This window comes from Agromyces aerolatus, assembly GCF_031432255.1.
Lineage (GTDB): Bacteria > Actinomycetota > Actinomycetes > Actinomycetales > Microbacteriaceae > Agromyces.
Window position 1 is genome coordinate 169,808 of the sequence record NZ_JAVKGQ010000003.1, and the last position, 16,126, is coordinate 185,933.

Below are 16,126 nucleotides of genomic sequence, written 5' to 3' on the forward strand. Positions count from 1 at the left end.
GCCCGCGGCCGGTCACTCGCGGCGGAGCCGGCGCACGAGCGGCTCGGCGAACCCGCGCAGCTCGGGCGAACGCAGCAGCCAGAGGCCCGCGAAGTACAGCACCGCCATGACCGCGCCGATGACGGCCATAGAGACGATCGCCGCGAAGATCCCGGAGAGGGCGAACCCGTCGGCGTCGGTGCCGCCGAGTGCGATGAGCAGCCCGATTCCGGCGGCGACCGGGACGACCAGTGCGGCGAGCGCGCGTACGAGCGCACGCGTGATGCGCCGCCCGTCCAGTGCCCCGAGCCGGCGTCGGAGCAGCACGAGGGCGACGATCAGCTGCACGGTGCCGGCGATGGTCGTCACGAGTGCGATGCCGAACACCACCTCGGAGGAGGGCAGCGCGATGCACGCGAGCGCGCCCGCGATGAACACCGACGCCTGCACGAGCGTGAAGAAGAACGGGGTCTTCGTGTCGTGCATGGAGTAGAAGGTGCGTTGCACGATGAACAGCACACTGAACCCCACGAGGCCGATCACGTACGCCATGATCACGTGTCCCATGGACCAGATCAGCGGCTCGACCGGTGTGAACACCCGCGCGAACGGGTAGGCGCAGACCATGAGCACCGCGGCCGCGACGAGCACGATCATCGTGATGCCGCGCACCGCGCTCGACAGGTCGGCTCGAACGCGATCGAGTGCGCCGACCGCCGCATGCTCGCTCATGCGGGTGAAGTACGCGGTCGCGATCGACACCGTGATGACCGAGTGCGGCAGCATGAAGATCAGCCATGCGGTCTGCTGCACCATGATCGACGCCTCGTCGGTCGAGTTGGCGGATACCCCGACCACCGAGGTCTCGACGAAGCCCGCGATCGTGCTGAGCAGGAGCATGCCGAAGGTCCAGCCGGCGAGTCCCGCCGTCGAGCGCAGGCCCACGCCCCGCCACCGGAAGTCAGGACGGTACCGCAGCCCGGCGCGGCGCCAGAAGACGAACAGGATGAGGGCCTGGGCCGCGACGCCGAGGGTGGCGCTGCCGGCGAGCAGGGCGATCATCGCCGGGCTCCAGTCGCCGGCCTCCCACGCCTTCCCGGTCGGATCGGCCCCGAACACCAGCGCGAACACGCCGAGCCCCGCCAGCGCGACCAGATTGTTCAGCACCGGCACCCAGGTGAACGGACCGAACACCCGCTTGGCGTTCAGCACCTCCCCCAACAACGAGTACATGCCGTAGAAGAAGATCTGCGGCAGGCACCAGTACCCGAAGGCGACGGCGAGCCAGAACACCTCGGGTTCCATGCGTGAGCCGATGAGCAGCGTCAGCAACGGGGTGAGCAGCGTGGCGATGGCCGCAGCACCGCCGAGGATCACGAGCCCGAGCGTGATGAGCTTGTTGATGTAGGCGGTGCCGCCGTCGGCGTGGGCGGCGGACCGCACGATCAGGGGTACGAGCACCGCGCTCAGCACTCCGCCGGCGACGACGACGCAGATCGTGTTGGGCAGCTGGTTCGCCGCGGCGAAGGCGTTCGCGCCGGCACCGCTCGCGCCGATCACCGCGGCGAGCAGCGCGGTCTTCACGAACCCGAGGATCCGGGAGACGATCGTGCCCGACGCCAGGAAGACGCTTGCGCGCCCGATGCGATCCTCAGCCATCGCGGCGGGGCCCCTCGGAGTCGATGTCGGTGGTGCCGTCGATACTCGCTGCATGCGGTTCAGAATACTGAGATCCACCGACATCGGCCGGCTGGGGCGGCTCGGCCGGGTCAGCCGGCTCGGCCGAGTCATCCGTCGGGTCACCGTCGGCCGGCTCGCGCGCGTCGGTCGCGCTCGCGTCCGCGGCGCGTTCGCGTCGCCGGCGGCGGATGTTCCGCCAGATGCCGACCCCGAAGAACACGACCACCACGACGCCCAAGATGAGCGCGCCGAGCCCCTCCCAGTCTGCCTGCACGTTCGCGGGGATCTGCACGGTCTGCCCGACCTTGACCCCATCGCGGGACCACAGCGACACCGAGAGCGTCACCTCGCCGTTGCCCACGCCCGCGGCGACGGGAACGATGACGTTGCTGCGGGAGTCGGCAGCGACCGTCGTCTCGACCCGCTCCTCGACGATCAGCCGGCCGTTGGAGGGCGCGACGTCGACGAAGACCGTCACAGGGTACGGCAGCAGGTTCTCGACCGTCGTCGGCACGCCGGTCTCGCTCGACAAGACATTCACGGGGCTGCTCTGCGCCACCGACACGGCGTCCACCGTCGCGGACTGGGTCGCGAGCCGCTCGCCGACCGCCGCCGACCATTCGGCGGGCTGCGGGATCCAGGCGACGTCGAACAGGGCGAGCAGCTGGCGTCGGGCGGGAGCGGTCAGCAGGGTCTCATCATCGAGCACGGTGGCGAACTCCTGCACCGCGGTCTCGCTCTCGAGCAGCCGGCTCAGCTGGCCCAGTCGCTCAGGGTTTTCGGGAGCGTCGACGAGTCCACGCTCGACCGGGGGCGCGCCGATCGCGTCAGAGAGGCTCGTCGGGTTCGACCATGGCCAGGAGGCGATGGCGTCGAGCGTCGCCGACACGCGCGCCGACTGCGTAGCGGCTCCGCGCTGGAACGTCGCGAGCAGCACTGCGTCGGTGGTGCCGGCCCGCATCGCGAGCTCGGCACCCAGACGCGACGCCGCTTCGCCCCACGCCACGTCGGAGCGGGCCGCGGCCGCCTCGCGAAGCGCATCGGTGAAGCGTGCATCGGCCATCACGGCGGACTCGCCGTCGACGGTCGAGGCGGCGTTCCGGTCGAGATCGCCCGCGTCGACGTTCGACGCGGAGAGGATGGTCGTGCTGTAGCCAGCGGCACGGAACGCCGCGAGGTCACCGGAAGCGACGGTCGCATCGGCAGGCCAGGCGAGGTCGGTGCGGGTGTAGGGCCACGCGAGAAGCTGCTCGGTGGTCGGCACCTGCGACGGCACGGCCGGCTCGGTCGGCTGGTCGGTCGCCGCCGGTGCGGCGTCCGTTCGGCGCTCATCCCCATCCTCGTCGCCGTCCGCAGACTGCTGGGCGATCCCGTCCGCGACCACGCCGTCGCTCTCGCCGTCATCGCCGTCGTCGCCGGTCTCCCCCGCGAAGTCGGCGGGATCGAGCACGTCGGTGAACGAGATCGGGGCCAGCGGCTCGAGCCCCAGCTGCGTCTGCGCCGCCAGGTCGGCGTCGGCGTAGGCGAGCGGGAACACCTCGTTCGAGACGCCCGCGAGCCGCTCCAGCCACGAGACCGCCGAGTCGGGAGCGCTGGTGCCCAGCGCTCGGATCGAGGCCACCAGGCGCGGATCGAGGGCGATGGCCACGGCCCGGTCGGCCACCGCGTCGAGCTGGCGGGTCAGCAGACCGGTCGGGCCGGTCCAGAGCTCGAGATCGTCGGCATCGATGAGTCCCTCGGTCTCCGCGGGAACGGTGAGGGCATACGCCATGGCGAGCTGGGGGCCCGGGCCGATCCCAGCCGACGTCGCGAACGCACCCGAGGTGATCGCGGTCGTCGCATCGTCTGCGGCGTACTCTGCGCCGAGTCCGATGACGGCGGCGCCCGCGGTATCGCCCAGGGCGCCCGCGGGCAGGGTGAACGAGACGACCTCGGAGACCCCGGCGGGCAGCGCGCGAGTCGCGACCTCGGCGACCTGCTCGGAAGGCGGTCGATCCCGCTCCTCGGCGGTGGCGGCGCCGATCCAGGCGTCGAGTGCGCTCTGATCGGCGATGGGAGCTGCGGCGCGCGTGAGCCGCACATGCCCGGCCGCGAGTGCGCCGCCAGTGCGGTTGTCGATCTCCACCTCGAGGGTGACGACCCCGGCGGGGTCGATCGTGGTTCCGATCGTCGGGGCGATGCTGAGGGCGACGACGGCGTCGGCCTCCGGCGCGGGAGCAGCGGCGGCGGTCGCGGTGCGTGCCGCCGAGGCATCCGTGCCCGTGATCGAGCCGAGCGCGTCGGGAAGGCCGCCCGCATTGGCGACCACCGGTGCGGCGAGTATCGCCGAGACGAGGCCGACGGCCGCAAGCCCGAGCCCGCGTCGGCCGGTGAAGTGTCGGCGGAGTCGACGCACGGGGGACGACTCGGCCAGCATGTTCGCGATTCTACGGCGTGGGGACTGAGCGGTCGCTCGACGACGCGGCGCCCGCCGAGCGTCGGACGACGTGCCCGCGGCCCGCCTAGCATTGGGGGCATGCACGACGTCGCCGCCGCCCTCGGCCGGCTTTCCGAGCTCGCGACCTCGCCGAGCGTGTCCCGGCTCGCAGCCGCATTCGACTCAGCAGGACACGAGCTCGCGCTCGTCGGCGGGCCGGTCCGCGACGCCTTCCTCGGGCGCGGCACCAACGACCTCGACTTCACGACGGACGCGAAGCCCGACGAGATCCTCGCGATCGTGAAGCCGATCGCCGACGCGCACTGGGACATCGGCCGCGCCTTCGGCACCATCGGCGCGAAGATCGCCGGCGAGACGGTCGAGATCACGACCTATCGCGCCGACCGCTACGACGGCGACTCACGCAAGCCCGAGGTGGTGTTCGGAGACTCGCTCGAGGGCGATCTGACCCGGCGTGACTTCACCGTGAACGCGATGGCGCTGCGATTGCCGCGTCTCGAGCTCGTCGATCCGTCGGGCGGCGTCGAAGACCTGATGGCGCGCGTGCTCCGGACCCCGTCGCGCCCCGAGGAGTCGTTCGGCGACGACCCGCTGCGGATGCTCCGGGCCGCGCGTTTCTCGGCACAGCTCGGGTTCGACGTCGACGAAGGCACGCGCGAGGCCATGTCGGCGCTTGCCGGTGAGATCGACCGGATCTCGGCCGAGCGCGTCCGCGACGAGCTGTCGAAGCTGCTGCTCACGGGCTCGCCCGTGCGAGGCCTCCGCCTGCTCGTCGACTCGGGCCTGGCAGACCGCGTCCTGCCCGAGGTGCCGGCGCTGCGACTCGAACGTGACGAACACCACCGGCATAAGGATGTGTACGAGCACAGCCTGACGGTGCTCGAGCAGGCCATCGACTACGAGACGTCGCGCGGGGTGCTCGACTCGCCCGACCTGATCGTGCGCCTCGCGGCGCTCCTGCACGACATCGGCAAGCCTGCGACGCGACGGCTCGAACGCGGCGGCGCGGTGACCTTCCACCACCATGACGTCGTCGGGGCGAAGCTGGCGAAGAAGCGGCTGCGCGCGCTGCGATTCGACAACGACACGATCGCGGCGGTCGCGCGCCTGATCGAGCTGCACCTGCGCTTCTTCGGCTACACCGAGGGCGCGTGGACCGACTCGGCCGTGCGCCGGTACGTGCGCGACGCGGGCGATCAGCTCGAGCGCCTGCACATCCTGTCGCGTGCCGACGTCACGACGCGCAACCGGCGGAAGGCCGACCACCTCGCCTTCGCCTACGACGACCTCGAGGAGCGCATCGCCGCGCTCGCCGAGGAGGAAGAGCTCGCCGCGGTCCGTCCCGAGCTCGACGGACAGCAGATCATGGCGCTGCTCGACGTACCGCCGGGCCCGGTCGTGGGTGAGGCGTACCGCTACCTGCTCGAGGTCCGCCTCGACGAAGGCCCGATCGGCGAGGACGCTGCGCGCGAGCGCCTCCTCGCCTGGTGGGCCTCCCGCGCCTGACCCGCCCGCCCACCCGCGGGTGTGACCGCTTCGCTCGAGTGTGACCGCCCGGACGATCACACTGGCACCGAAGGGCCACACTCGCGTTCCGCGCACTGCCGGTCGACCATCCCTCCACAGCGGAGCGCCTGGCGCTCGGAACTCCACATCTCTGGTGTGATGCCGCCTGGGCGATGCCGGCTCGCGCGACAGTTCGGCTCATGGATCAGCATCAGCAGCAGCACCGAATCCGACGTGTTCGGATCGAGCGCACCGCCCAGCTCGCGCTTCGCGGTGCATCGCCCCCCGGCCCCGAATATGTCCGTGCACGCCGCGGCCTCTATGTGGCTGCCGCGGATTGGCCGGCCGGTGACTTCGAGGCCACGCACTACGCGCGGATGCAGGCGGCGGAAGCTTCGATGCGAGCTCGGCCCGTGTTCTCACACACCTCCGCAGCGGTGATCTGGGGCATTCCGGTCGTGGGCCGCCTCGACGGGGTGCACGTGATGGCCGCGAGCTTGAGAGGCCGCCGGAGCCGACGAGGTATCGCCTGGCACAACCATGCCCTGAGGGAGGAGGAGATTTCAGAGTTCGGCGGGCACCTCGTGACGAGCCTCGAACGAACCCTTTGGGATCTCGCGACCTGGTGCCCGCGTCCGGCCGCGGTTGCGGCCCTCGACGCCGGAGTCCGACCGCGGCTCGAGACACCCCTCGGAGGTCCTGTCACCGGGATTCCGCTGAGGAGTTGATCGAGCGATTCACTGCTCGGCCACCCTCGAGAGGGAGCCGGATCGCGACGATGCTCGCGTCCTTCTGCGATGCGCGCGCCGAATCGCCCGGGGAGTCCGTGAGTCGCTGGAACCTGCATGCGCTCGGTTTCCCGCGTCCTGAACTGCAGGTTCCGTTTCGCCGCGACGACGGCGGTGCCGACATTGCCGATTTCGACTGGCCCGACCATGGGGTGTTCGGGGAGTTCGACGGCCGTGGGAAGTACCTCCGAGACGAGTACACCGGCGGCCGCTCGGCCGATGAGGTTGTCTGGAACGAGAAGCTTCGCGAAGACCGCATCAGGCTACATCGACCCCGTGCGGCGAGGTGGGACTGGTCGATCGCGATAAACCCGGACCGCCTCCGACGACGACTCGCCGCGGCCGGCCTCCCACTCGCACAGGATCGTCGAGTGTGACCACTCGGCGCCAGAGTTACCGCCGCACCGATCACATTCGCTCGTGGCGGTAACACTCGCCGGGGTGAGGGGTGGGTGGGTGGATGGATGGATGGGAGAGGGGTGGGTGGGGGGCGCGCGGGGCGTGGGTCGCGCCGGGGCCGGGGGTCGGGTAGACTACCAAGGTTGCCCGTGTGCCGCAGTCGCGGCCTCCACGAACGCAACGCACGACACCCTCCTGCTGCCGGGACCGACCCGGTGGCCGCTGAGTCCGAAGGAGGTGGGTACGTCATGCACCAATACGAGCTGATGGTCATCCTCGATCCCGAGATCGACGAGCGCACCGTTGCTCCCAGCCTGGACAAGTTCCTGAACGTCATCCGCAACGATGGCGGTTCGGTCGACAACGTCGACATCTGGGGACGTCGCCGGCTGGCCTACGAGATCAAGAAGAAGGCCGAGGGCATCTACGCCGTCGTCGACTTCACCGCGACCCCCGCGACCACCGCGGAGCTCGACCGCCAGCTGAACCTCAGCGAGGCCGTCATGCGCACCAAGGTGCTCCGCGCCGACGAGCACCTCGCGCAGGTCGCCGCGGCGAAGAAGGCCGACGAGGCGAAGGCAGCGAAGAAGGCTGCCGCCGCCGCGAAGAAGGACGCCTAAAGGCCATGGCCGGCGAGACCATCATCACTGTGGTGGGCAACCTCACCGCCGACCCCGAGCTGCGCTACACGCAGAACGGGCTCGCGGTCGCGAACTTCACGATCGCGTCCACGCCCCGCACGTTCGACCGCCAGGCGAACGAGTGGAAGGACGGCGAGGCCCTGTTCCTTCGCGCGAGCTGCTGGCGTGAGTTCGCCGAGCACGTCGCGGGTTCGCTGACGAAGGGCTCGCGCGTCATCGCGCAGGGTCGCCTCAAGCAGCGTTCCTACGAGACGAAGGAAGGCGAGAAGCGCACCAGCATGGAGCTCGAGATCGACGAGATCGGTCCCTCGCTCCGGTACGCGACCGCCCAGGTCACCCGCGCCCAGTCCAACCGCGGCGTCGGTGGCGGCGGTGGCGGCGGCTCCTACGGCGGCGGCGGCCAGTCCGACGACGCATGGGCGCCGAGCGCTCCCGCGCAGTCCGGCGGCTCGGGCGGCGGCGACGTGTGGAACACGCCAGGCACCAACTACGGCGACGACACGCCCTTCTAGGCCTCACGGCCCCGGGGCCTCACGGCCTCAGGACTGACGGCCCCAGGGCCGACGGCGATTGAGCGGATGCCTCGGACGAGACATCCCTCGCAACGAAACGTTTCTCAAGACAGGAAAGAACCATGGCTGGAAAGAGCAGCGGCGACCGCCGCAAGCCTCGCGGTGGCAAGGGCGCGAAGAACGCCGCCCCCGCGAAGTCCGTCAAGGTCGGCGTCATCGACTACAAGGATGTCGCGACCCTTCGGAAGTTCATCTCGGAGCGCGGGAAGATCCGTGCCCGTCGCATCACCGGTGTCTCCGTGCAGGAGCAGCGCCTCATCGCCCGCGCCGTGAAGAACGCGCGCGAGATGGCGCTCCTGCCCTACTCGGGCTCCGGCCGCTAAGGAGCACGAACATGGCAAAGGTCATTCTCACGCACGAAGTCACGGGTCTCGGTGAGGCCGGCGACGTGGTCGAGGTCAAGAACGGGTACGCCCGCAACTACCTCGTCCCGCAGGGTTTCGCGACCCCGTGGACCCGCGGCGGTCAGAAGCAGGTCGACCAGATCAAGGCCGCGCGTCAGTCGCGTGCGCTGCACTCCCTCGAGGACGCGCAGGCGCTGAAGGCGAAGCTCGAGGGCGGCAAGGTCAAGCTGACCGTCAAGGCCGGCCAGGGCGGCCGCCTCTTCGGCTCGGTCAAGACGGCGGATGTCGCGGCTGCGGTCGCGGCGGCCGGTCTCGGCGAGGTCGACAAGCGCAAGGTGGAGATCCCCACGCCGATCAAGGCGATCGGCGACCACGAGGCGACCGTGCGGCTGCACGACGACGTCTCGGCGACGATCACCCTGCAGGTGGTCGCGGCGAAGTAGTCTTCGCTCCACGAAGCGGCGACGGGCCTTCGGGTCCGTCGCCGCTTCGCGTGTCCGGCGCTCCGAGCGTCTGCGTTTCGTCGGTCGCTGGCCGGCCCCAAGCGTCGGAGGTTTTCCTCCGCATACACCTGCCGGACACCCGCGCGCAAGAGCATCGCTCGGGTTTTCCAGATGGTTGTGCACAGGTGGTTACACGGAATGAACCGAGAATCCAAGAAGTTTTCCCCCACAGGTGTGGAAACACAAAACTCCAGTTCAGCTCAGAATTCAAGCCGTGTAATTCACCGAATTTCCACAGTTCTCCACAGGGAGACTGCACATATTCCACGGCGTTTCGCGCAGTTTGTCCCCAGAGTTATCCACAGGCAGAGTTGTGTGTGGGCAGAAGCTTCCTTAGGGTGAATCCGCGCCTGGCGATCGCCCCCTCGCGGAGCCGTTCGAAGCCCCATGTCGGCCGTCCACGATAGGACTGACCACAGGGCCCAGACGTGCCCGCGTGTCCGAACACCCGCGTGTCCGAACACTCCTCGCGAAATCTCAGAAGGGCTTCAGTTGTCGATCGCTCACATCGGGATCGCCGAGCCGGCAGATGACGGCAACGCCCGCCGAGGGGAGCGCACGCCGCCGCACGACCTCCTCGCCGAGCAGAGCGCCCTCGGCGGCATGATGCTCTCGAAGGACGCCGTCGCCGACGTGATCGAGACCGTCCGCGGCGTCGACTTCTACGTGCCGAAGCACGAGGTCGTGTTCAACGCGATCCTCACGCTCTACTCGCACGGTGAGCCGACCGACGTCATCGCGGTCACCGACGAGCTGACGAAGTCGGGCGAGCTGCAGCGTGCGGGCGGCGTCGAGTACCTGCACACGCTGACGAGTCTTGTGCCGACCGCCGCCAACGCCGGGTACTACGCCTCGATCGTCGCCGAGCGCGCGTTGCTCCGCCGGCTGGTCGAGGCGGGCACCCGCATCGTGCAGATGGGGTACGCGGGCGAGGGCGAGGTCACCGAGCTCGTCAACAACGCCCAGGCCGAGATCTACGGCGTCACGGGCTCGGTCGAGACCGAGGATTACGTGCCGCTGACCGAGGCCGTCACACAGGCGATCGACGAGATCGAGGCCGCGAAGCACACCGACGGCAAGATGGTCGGCGTGCCGACGGGGTTCCACGATCTCGACGACCTCACAAACGGCTTCCACCCCGGGCAGATGATCATCGTGGCCGCGCGTCCCGCCATGGGAAAGTCGACGCTCGCGCTCGACTTCGCGCGTGCGGCATCCATCCACGCCGATCTGCCGACCATCGTGTTCTCGCTCGAGATGGGCAAGGCCGAGATCGCCATGCGGCTGCTCTCGGCCGAGGCATCCGTGCCCCTGCAGAACATGCGCAAGGGCACCGTCGACGGCCGCGACTGGACCACCATCGCCTCGACCCGTGGCCGCATCAACGATGCGCCGCTGTACCTCGACGACTCCCCCAACATGACGCTCGTCGAGATCCGCGCGAAGTGCCGTCGGCTCAAGCAGCGCGTCGGGCTCAAGATGGTCATCATCGACTACCTGCAGCTCATGACGAGCGGCAAGCGCGTCGAGAGCCGCCAGCAAGAGGTGTCCGAGTTCTCGCGTGCCCTGAAGCTGCTCGCGAAGGAGCTGCAGGTGCCGGTCATCGCGCTCTCGCAGCTGAACCGTGGCCCCGAGCAGCGCGCCGACAAGATGCCCGCCCTCTCCGACCTGCGTGAGTCGGGCTCGATCGAGCAGGACGCCGACATGGTGATCCTGCTGCACCGCGAGTCCGCCTACGAGCGTGACAGCCCGCGCGCGGGCGAGGCCGACCTCATCGTTGCCAAGCACCGAAACGGTCCGACGCGCACCATCACGGTCGCCTTCCACGGCCACTTCTCGCGCTTCGCCGACATGGTGCAGGGCTGACCCGGCCGGAGGCGATGTCGCCGGAGGCTCCGCTCCGGAAAGGTTCCTGAGCGCGGGCATAATGATCACGTGGGCAGTCGATTCGACGGTGACGCCGCGATCTCGGTGCGCCAACTTCTCGGGGTGCCGGCCCTGTCCCCGGCGACACTGCTCGCGGGGGAGGCAGGCCTCGACGCCGCGGTGACGTCGGTGCAGCTCGCTCCTGAGGGTCGGCGACGGTTCGCGATCGGCGAAGGCAGCGTCATCATCATCGACGGCGGCCGGATCAGTACCGACACCTATTTCCTCGATCTCGCTCTGCGCTGGTCGGCCGAGAGCCGTGCGTCGCTGGTGCTGGTCGCACGGCCCGGGAGCGAGGTGGGCCTTGCCCCTCGCCGGCTCTCCAAGCGGCTCGCGCTCCCGTTGGCGACCATCGACACCGACACGTTCGTGCTCGCCGACGTGCTGCGCACGGTCGTGACCGAGCCCGATCGCAAGCTCGCCGAACTCACGATCTCCGCGGTATCGGCCCTCAACCGCGTGAGTGCACGCGACGGCATCGAAGGTGCCCTGCGCGCGGTCGACGCGACGCTCGACGCGACCTCGTCGGTCGTCGGAATCGAAGGCGGAGTCATCGCGGGCGCCCAGCTCGTGGCTCCGCTCCCCGCTCGCGACCGACTCCACGTCTACACGATGACGACCGCCGAGCACGTGGCGCGCGCCGTCCAGCCCGTCACGCTCGCACTCAACGAGGCGCCGAGTTTCTGGCTCGTCACCGAGCGCAGCACCCCCACGGCGTACTGGCGGAAGGCCGCGGAACTTGTGCTGAAGGTCGCAAGCAGGTACATCGCGATCGCGCTCCTCACCGAGCGTCTGACACAGGAGCGCGATGCCCGGTACCGCCTGGGCGTGCTCGACACGATCATCGCGTCAGATCACATCGATGCCACCGTCGTGCATCAGGTCGGCGTGCTCGGCTGGCCCGTGGAGGGGTGGTGCTCGGCCGTGCACATCCAGCTCGGCGGAGATGCGGATCAGGTGCAGGTGCTCGCGCAGACGGCGGAAGTGCGCGCGGTGCTCCAGCGTGCTCGGCTCACCGGCGCCGTCATCGAACGCCCCGACGGGTGGACGACGTGGGGGTTTGACATCCTCGAGCCGAAGCCGGCCGCGTTCCGCGAACTCGCGCAGCGCCTGCGGCGAACGTTCGGAGAATACGTCGCACAGCGTGACGTGCCCCGCATCTCGATCGGGATCGGACGTCCGTACCACGGGCTCGCCGGATTGCGGACGAGTCTCGCCGAGGCGCGTGAAGCGGCGACGATCGCGCACGCCAGTGGTGCCAGGCTCGCCGTGCAGCACAGCGATGAGCTCGGGGTCGCGCGCATCCTGGTCGGTTGGTACACCTCGTCGGAGTTCGCTGAGTTCTCGCGGACGCTGCTGCGGCCGTTGCTCGAGCTCGAGGGCGGCGCTGAACTCGTCCGAACGCTCGAGGTCTTCTTGGACTCCGAGTCATCCCCCACGCTCACCGCCGATCTGCTCAGAGTCCACCGGAACACGATCATGAACCGACTGTCGAGGATCAAGGAGGCGCTCGCTGCCGACCTTCAGGACCCTGACGAGCGACTCGCGGTACAGCTCGCCTGTCGTGTGGTGAATCTCGGTGAACCGGACTGACGATGCGCACGCATGGGCTTTCTGCCCTGTTTGCGTCTCGTCTCTGGGCGATCCGCATCTACTAAGCGCTCTGCGCGCATCGTAGCTTCCTCTCAAGCTCGGGACGCCATGGTCCCGCAACCGAGAGGAACTCCATGTTGAACCCAGCGTTGCGCCGCATGTCGGCGCTGGCTGCCGGTGGTGTGCTCGCCGCAGCCGCCCTCACGGGATGTGCCATCACCCAGAGCGCCGGCCCGTCAGGCTCCGAGGACTCCCTGAAGATCGCGTTCCTGACCGCGAGTTCGGCCAACACCTGGCTCGCCGCCTCACTCGACGCGATGCAGGAGGAGGCCGAGGCCGAAGGCGTCGAGATCGTCGAGTTCGACGGGAAGTTCGAGCCAGGGCTCCAGCCTCGCCAGATTCAGGACGTCATCGCGGCCGGGACGTACGACGGCATCATCCTTGCGGCGATCGACGGCACGGGCGCGATCCCCGGCATCGAGGACGCTCTCGACGCCGGTCTCGAGGTCGTCATCCTCAATCAGGTCGTCGGCGACGCGCTGGACACCGCCGACCCCCAGGTCGAGGGTGTCGCCGCATCGGTCCTCGCTCCGCCGCAGGCCACCGGGGAACGCCTCGGAGAGCTCGCGCTCTCCGCGTGTGAAGGGACCGACCCCTGCCGCGTCGTCTACATGTACGGACTGCGCGGCACGCCCTACGACACCGCAGTGCGCACTGGGTTCGACAGCGTGATCGCCCAGCATCCCGCGATCGAGGTGATCGCCGAAGGCGAAGGCGGATTCCTCGGAACCGATGAGCCGCTCAAGGCGACACAGGACATCCTCCAGGCCCACCCTGGATTCGAGGTCTTCGTCGGCACGGGCGATCAGCACGTCCGGGGGGCCCTGCTGGCGTTCCAGGATGCCGGGGTCGACTCCGTCAAGACCATCGGAGTCGGCGCGTCGGAGCCGGCGATCGCGGCGATCGCCGACGGCACGTGGTTCGCGGATGTCGCGGGCGCTCCGAAGGACGAGGGCCGTGTCGCCTTCGCCGCGATCCTCGCCGCGATCCGCGACGGAGAGCACCTCGGCGGGATCGATGTCACCACCGAACTGCCGGATGGCGGACTCATCACGAGTGAGAACGTCGCCGACTTCAGGGCACAGTGGGCGGGTTGAGACGGTGACCGCCCTCGCCCCGCAGCTCTCGCTGGCCGGACTCTCGAAGTCCTTCGACGGAGCCCACGCGCTTCAGGACGTGTCCATCGAGATCCGTCCCGGCACGGTGCATGCGCTCATCGGAGAGAACGGGGCGGGGAAGTCCACCCTCGGCAAGATCGTGGCCGGCATCCATTCCGCGGATGCCGGCACGATCTCCGCCGATGGCGAGATCGTCCACTTCAGCTCTCCACGAGACGCGCTTCGCCACGGCATCACCATGGTGGCCCAGGAGATCGCGCTGGTCGGCACCCGCAGCGTCATCGAGAACGTGTACCTCGGATCGGAGCTCCACCGTGGGCCGTTCGTCCGCACCCGCGAGCTTCGCCGGGCGTACGAACGCCTCATCGATGAGGTCGGCATCCGACTGCCGGCGACCGCCCTCGTCGACGACCTGACGGTGGCCGATCAGCAGAAGGTCGAGATTCTCCGCGCGATCGCGCGACAGGCGAAGGTGATCGTGATGGATGAGCCGACGGCCCGCCTCGCGACCCACGAGGCCCTCGCACTCCGCTCGATCGTGAAGCGACTGCGCGATCGCGGAACCACCATCATCTACGTCTCCCATTTCCTCGAGGAGGTGCTCGACGTCTCGGACGAGATCACGATCCTCCGCGACGGAAGACGTGTCACCACCGGTCCCGCTCATGGACAGACGGCGACCGGACTGGTCGAGCAGATGATCGGCCGTTCCCTCGACTCGACGTTCCCTCCGAAGTCCCCACCCCCCGTCGAGGCAGCGGTGCGGCTGCGGGTCTCCGGTCTCGCGTCCCACGCGTTCGCAGGCGTCGATCTCGAGGTTCGCCGAGGCGAGATCGTTGCGATCACGGGCATGGTCGGATCCGGACGCAGCGAGGTGCTCCGAGCGATCTACGGTTCGGACCGCTCCCACGCCGGAACCGTCGAGCTCGACGGCGTCCCCCGCGATCGCCGCACACCCGGCCGTTCGATCCGTGCGGGCGTCTCCTTCGTCTCGGAGTCGCGCAAGACGGATGGGCTGATCCTCGACTTCGCCGTCCGCGACAACGTCTCGCTGCCGTCGCTCGCGCGATTCACTCGTGCCGGACTCGTGCGCCGCAAGGCGGAGGCGGCGGCCGTCGCCGAGACGACGAGTGCCGTCGGCGTGAAGCTCCAGGGGATCCTCGACACGGTCGGGACGCTCTCGGGAGGTAACCAGCAGAAGGTCATGTTCGCGAAGGCACTCCTCGGGGAGCCCGTCCTGCTCCTGGTGGACGAGCCGACGCGCGGGGTCGACGTCGGCGCGAAGCGCCAGATCTACGGCCTCCTCACGGAGCTCGCGCGTCGCGGCCTCGGCGTCCTCCTCGTCTCGTCCGAGATGGAGGAGGTCATCGGCCTCGCCCACCGGGTGGTCGTCATGCGCCGCGGTCGGCTCGCGGGGACGCTCGCCCACGACGAACTGACAGAACAGGGAATCGCGGCACTCGCCTTCGGCGAAGCCTCGACCCTCACCGACGAGGAGGTACACCCGTGAGCACGCTCGCTCCGGCCAAGCCCGGCAACTCCCGACTCACCGCGCTCACCCGATACGCGATCGTATGGGCGACCCTCGCACTGTTCGTGACGCTCGCCCTCACGACGCCGGGATTCTTCAGCGGGGCGAACCTGACCAACATCGTCCACCAGCAGGCCGCCCTGCTGATCGTCGTCGCGCCGCTCACCCTGACGCTGATCGCCGGAAGCTTCGACGTCAGTCTCTCCGCCATCTACGTCACGGCGCCACTCGTCGCGATCCAGGTGGGCAACGCGACCGGTTCTATCCCGCTGGCCGTCGTCGCCGGCATCGTGACCGGCATCCTGTGCGGAGTCCTCAACGGCGTGCTCGTCGTGGTGTTTCACATCAACTCGTTCCTTGCGACACTCGCCACGTCGTTCATCATCTTCGGGTTCGCCTACATCGCGAGCGAGCAGTCGATCTTGTCCCCCGCCGATCCCGCATTCCGTGAGCTCGCCACCACCCGCTGGTTGGGTGTCACGACCGCGACCTGGATGGCCGTCGGCGTCATCGCCGTCTTCTGGGTGATCCTGGCGCGCACACGCTACGGCCGCTATGTCTACGCAACGGGGGCCAACCGTGCGGCGGCGGAGCTCTCGGGCGTGCGCACGGGACTCATCATCGCCTCGACGTTCGTCGCGGTCGGTGCCGCGTCGGGATTCGCCGGCGTGGTGAACGCGTCCCAGAGCATGAGCGCACAGGCATCCGACAGCTTCACGTTCGTCTTCAGCGCGATCGCGGCCGTGGTGGTCGGCGGGACGTCGATCTCTGGCGGCTCAGGCGCCGTCTGGCGATCGGTCGTCGGCGCCGTGTTCATCGCCCTGCTCGGCAACGGGTTCAACCTCAATCAGGTCGACCCGATCCTTCAGCGCATCATCCTCGGCGTCGTGATCCTCCTCGCCGTCGGGATCGACGCAATGGGCCGGCACCGCCGGCAACACTGACCACGTCGAACCGAGAGCGGCCCCGACCCTCGAGGGATCGGGGCCCCTCGCACGCCAGGGAGGCAGTCAGGCGCGCGGCCCGACGCTCATGAGCGGCTCGACGGT

At 69.1% G+C, this 16,126-nt stretch carries 14 protein-coding genes; 12 read left to right on the plus strand and 2 right to left on the minus strand.

What is annotated here, in order from left to right; genetic code table 11:
* Positions 1-12: 12 nt before the first annotated feature.
* Together murJ and RH864_RS05690 are read right to left on the minus strand one after the other, a co-directional pair.
* Positions 13-1,638 (minus strand): murein biosynthesis integral membrane protein MurJ, encoded by a 1,626-nt coding sequence (gene murJ / locus RH864_RS05685; RefSeq protein ID WP_310516553.1) that lies wholly within the window; start codon positions 1,636-1,638, stop codon positions 13-15.
* On the minus strand, positions 1,631-4,075 hold the full coding sequence (locus RH864_RS05690; protein ID WP_310516554.1) for a DUF6049 family protein: 2,445 nt from the start codon (positions 4,073-4,075) through the stop codon (positions 1,631-1,633). The genes murJ and RH864_RS05690 overlap by 8 nt, the downstream gene beginning before the upstream one ends.
* A 99-nt stretch (positions 4,076-4,174) precedes the next feature.
* Here RH864_RS05690 and RH864_RS05695 point away from each other — a divergent pair, with 99 nt between their 5' ends.
* The 12 genes from RH864_RS05695 (at position 4,175) to RH864_RS05750 (ending at position 16,021) form a co-directional block, all read left to right on the plus strand.
* Positions 4,175-5,602, plus strand: a complete 1,428-nt coding sequence (locus RH864_RS05695; protein ID WP_310516555.1) for a CCA tRNA nucleotidyltransferase — start codon at positions 4,175-4,177, stop codon at positions 5,600-5,602.
* A gap of 200 nt (positions 5,603-5,802) precedes the next feature.
* A complete protein-coding gene (locus RH864_RS05700; RefSeq protein ID WP_310516556.1) occupies positions 5,803-6,330 on the plus strand; it encodes a hypothetical protein in 528 nt (175 codons plus the stop codon).
* Positions 6,331-6,380: 50 nt separating this feature from the next.
* Positions 6,381-6,767 carry a hypothetical protein gene (locus RH864_RS05705; RefSeq protein ID WP_310516557.1) on the plus strand — a complete coding sequence of 129 codons (387 nt, stop codon included), beginning with the start codon at positions 6,381-6,383 and terminating at the stop codon, positions 6,765-6,767.
* Positions 6,768-7,037: 270 nt separating this feature from the next.
* Positions 7,038-7,409, plus strand: a complete 372-nt coding sequence (gene rpsF / locus RH864_RS05710) for a 30S ribosomal protein S6 (RefSeq protein WP_310516558.1) — start codon at positions 7,038-7,040, stop codon at positions 7,407-7,409.
* Positions 7,410-7,414: 5 nt separating this feature from the next.
* Entirely contained in the window at positions 7,415-7,942 is a 528-nt protein-coding gene (locus tag RH864_RS05715; RefSeq protein ID WP_310516559.1) for a single-stranded DNA-binding protein, read from the plus strand.
* Between the two features lie 122 nt (positions 7,943-8,064).
* The gene (gene rpsR / locus RH864_RS05720) at positions 8,065-8,325 is read left to right on the plus strand and encodes a 30S ribosomal protein S18 (RefSeq protein WP_067947514.1); all 261 of its coding nucleotides are present in this window, start codon (positions 8,065-8,067) and stop codon (positions 8,323-8,325) included.
* An 11-nt stretch (positions 8,326-8,336) separates the two neighbouring features.
* Complete coding sequence (gene rplI, locus RH864_RS05725) at positions 8,337-8,789, plus strand: 50S ribosomal protein L9 (protein ID WP_310516560.1); 453 nt, start codon at positions 8,337-8,339, stop codon at positions 8,787-8,789.
* Between the two features lie 552 nt (positions 8,790-9,341).
* On the plus strand, positions 9,342-10,715 hold the full coding sequence (dnaB, locus tag RH864_RS05730) for a replicative DNA helicase (RefSeq protein WP_310516561.1): 1,374 nt from the start codon (positions 9,342-9,344) through the stop codon (positions 10,713-10,715).
* Between the two features lie 69 nt (positions 10,716-10,784).
* Positions 10,785-12,368: a PucR family transcriptional regulator gene (locus RH864_RS05735; RefSeq protein ID WP_310516562.1), complete on the plus strand. Its 1,584-nt coding sequence runs from the start codon at positions 10,785-10,787 to the stop codon at positions 12,366-12,368.
* Between the two features lie 134 nt (positions 12,369-12,502).
* Complete coding sequence (locus RH864_RS05740; protein WP_310516563.1) at positions 12,503-13,525, plus strand: sugar ABC transporter substrate-binding protein; 1,023 nt, start codon at positions 12,503-12,505, stop codon at positions 13,523-13,525.
* Positions 13,526-13,529: 4 nt separating this feature from the next.
* A complete protein-coding gene (locus tag RH864_RS05745; RefSeq protein WP_310516564.1) occupies positions 13,530-15,056 on the plus strand; it encodes a sugar ABC transporter ATP-binding protein in 1,527 nt (508 codons plus the stop codon).
* Complete coding sequence (locus RH864_RS05750) at positions 15,053-16,021, plus strand: ABC transporter permease (RefSeq protein ID WP_310516565.1); 969 nt, start codon at positions 15,053-15,055, stop codon at positions 16,019-16,021. Before RH864_RS05745 ends, RH864_RS05750 begins: the two co-directional genes overlap by 4 nt.
* Positions 16,022-16,126: the final 105 nt, after the last annotated feature.

Coding starts and splice junctions, on each gene's coding strand:
- murJ (WP_310516553.1), bottom strand. CDS start 1,638: ATGGCTGAGGATCGCATCGGGCGCGCAAGCGTCTTCCTGGCGTCGGGC.
- RH864_RS05690 (WP_310516554.1), bottom strand. CDS start 4,075: ATGCTGGCCGAGTCGTCCCCCGTGCGTCGACTCCGCCGACACTTCACC.
- RH864_RS05695 (WP_310516555.1), top strand. CDS start 4,175: ATGCACGACGTCGCCGCCGCCCTCGGCCGGCTTTCCGAGCTCGCGACC.
- RH864_RS05700 (WP_310516556.1), top strand. CDS start 5,803: ATGGATCAGCATCAGCAGCAGCACCGAATCCGACGTGTTCGGATCGAG.
- RH864_RS05705 (WP_310516557.1), top strand. CDS start 6,381: ATGCTCGCGTCCTTCTGCGATGCGCGCGCCGAATCGCCCGGGGAGTCC.
- rpsF (WP_310516558.1), top strand. CDS start 7,038: ATGCACCAATACGAGCTGATGGTCATCCTCGATCCCGAGATCGACGAG.
- RH864_RS05715 (WP_310516559.1), top strand. CDS start 7,415: ATGGCCGGCGAGACCATCATCACTGTGGTGGGCAACCTCACCGCCGAC.
- rpsR (WP_067947514.1), top strand. CDS start 8,065: ATGGCTGGAAAGAGCAGCGGCGACCGCCGCAAGCCTCGCGGTGGCAAG.
- rplI (WP_310516560.1), top strand. CDS start 8,337: ATGGCAAAGGTCATTCTCACGCACGAAGTCACGGGTCTCGGTGAGGCC.
- RH864_RS05740 (WP_310516563.1), top strand. CDS start 12,503: ATGTTGAACCCAGCGTTGCGCCGCATGTCGGCGCTGGCTGCCGGTGGT.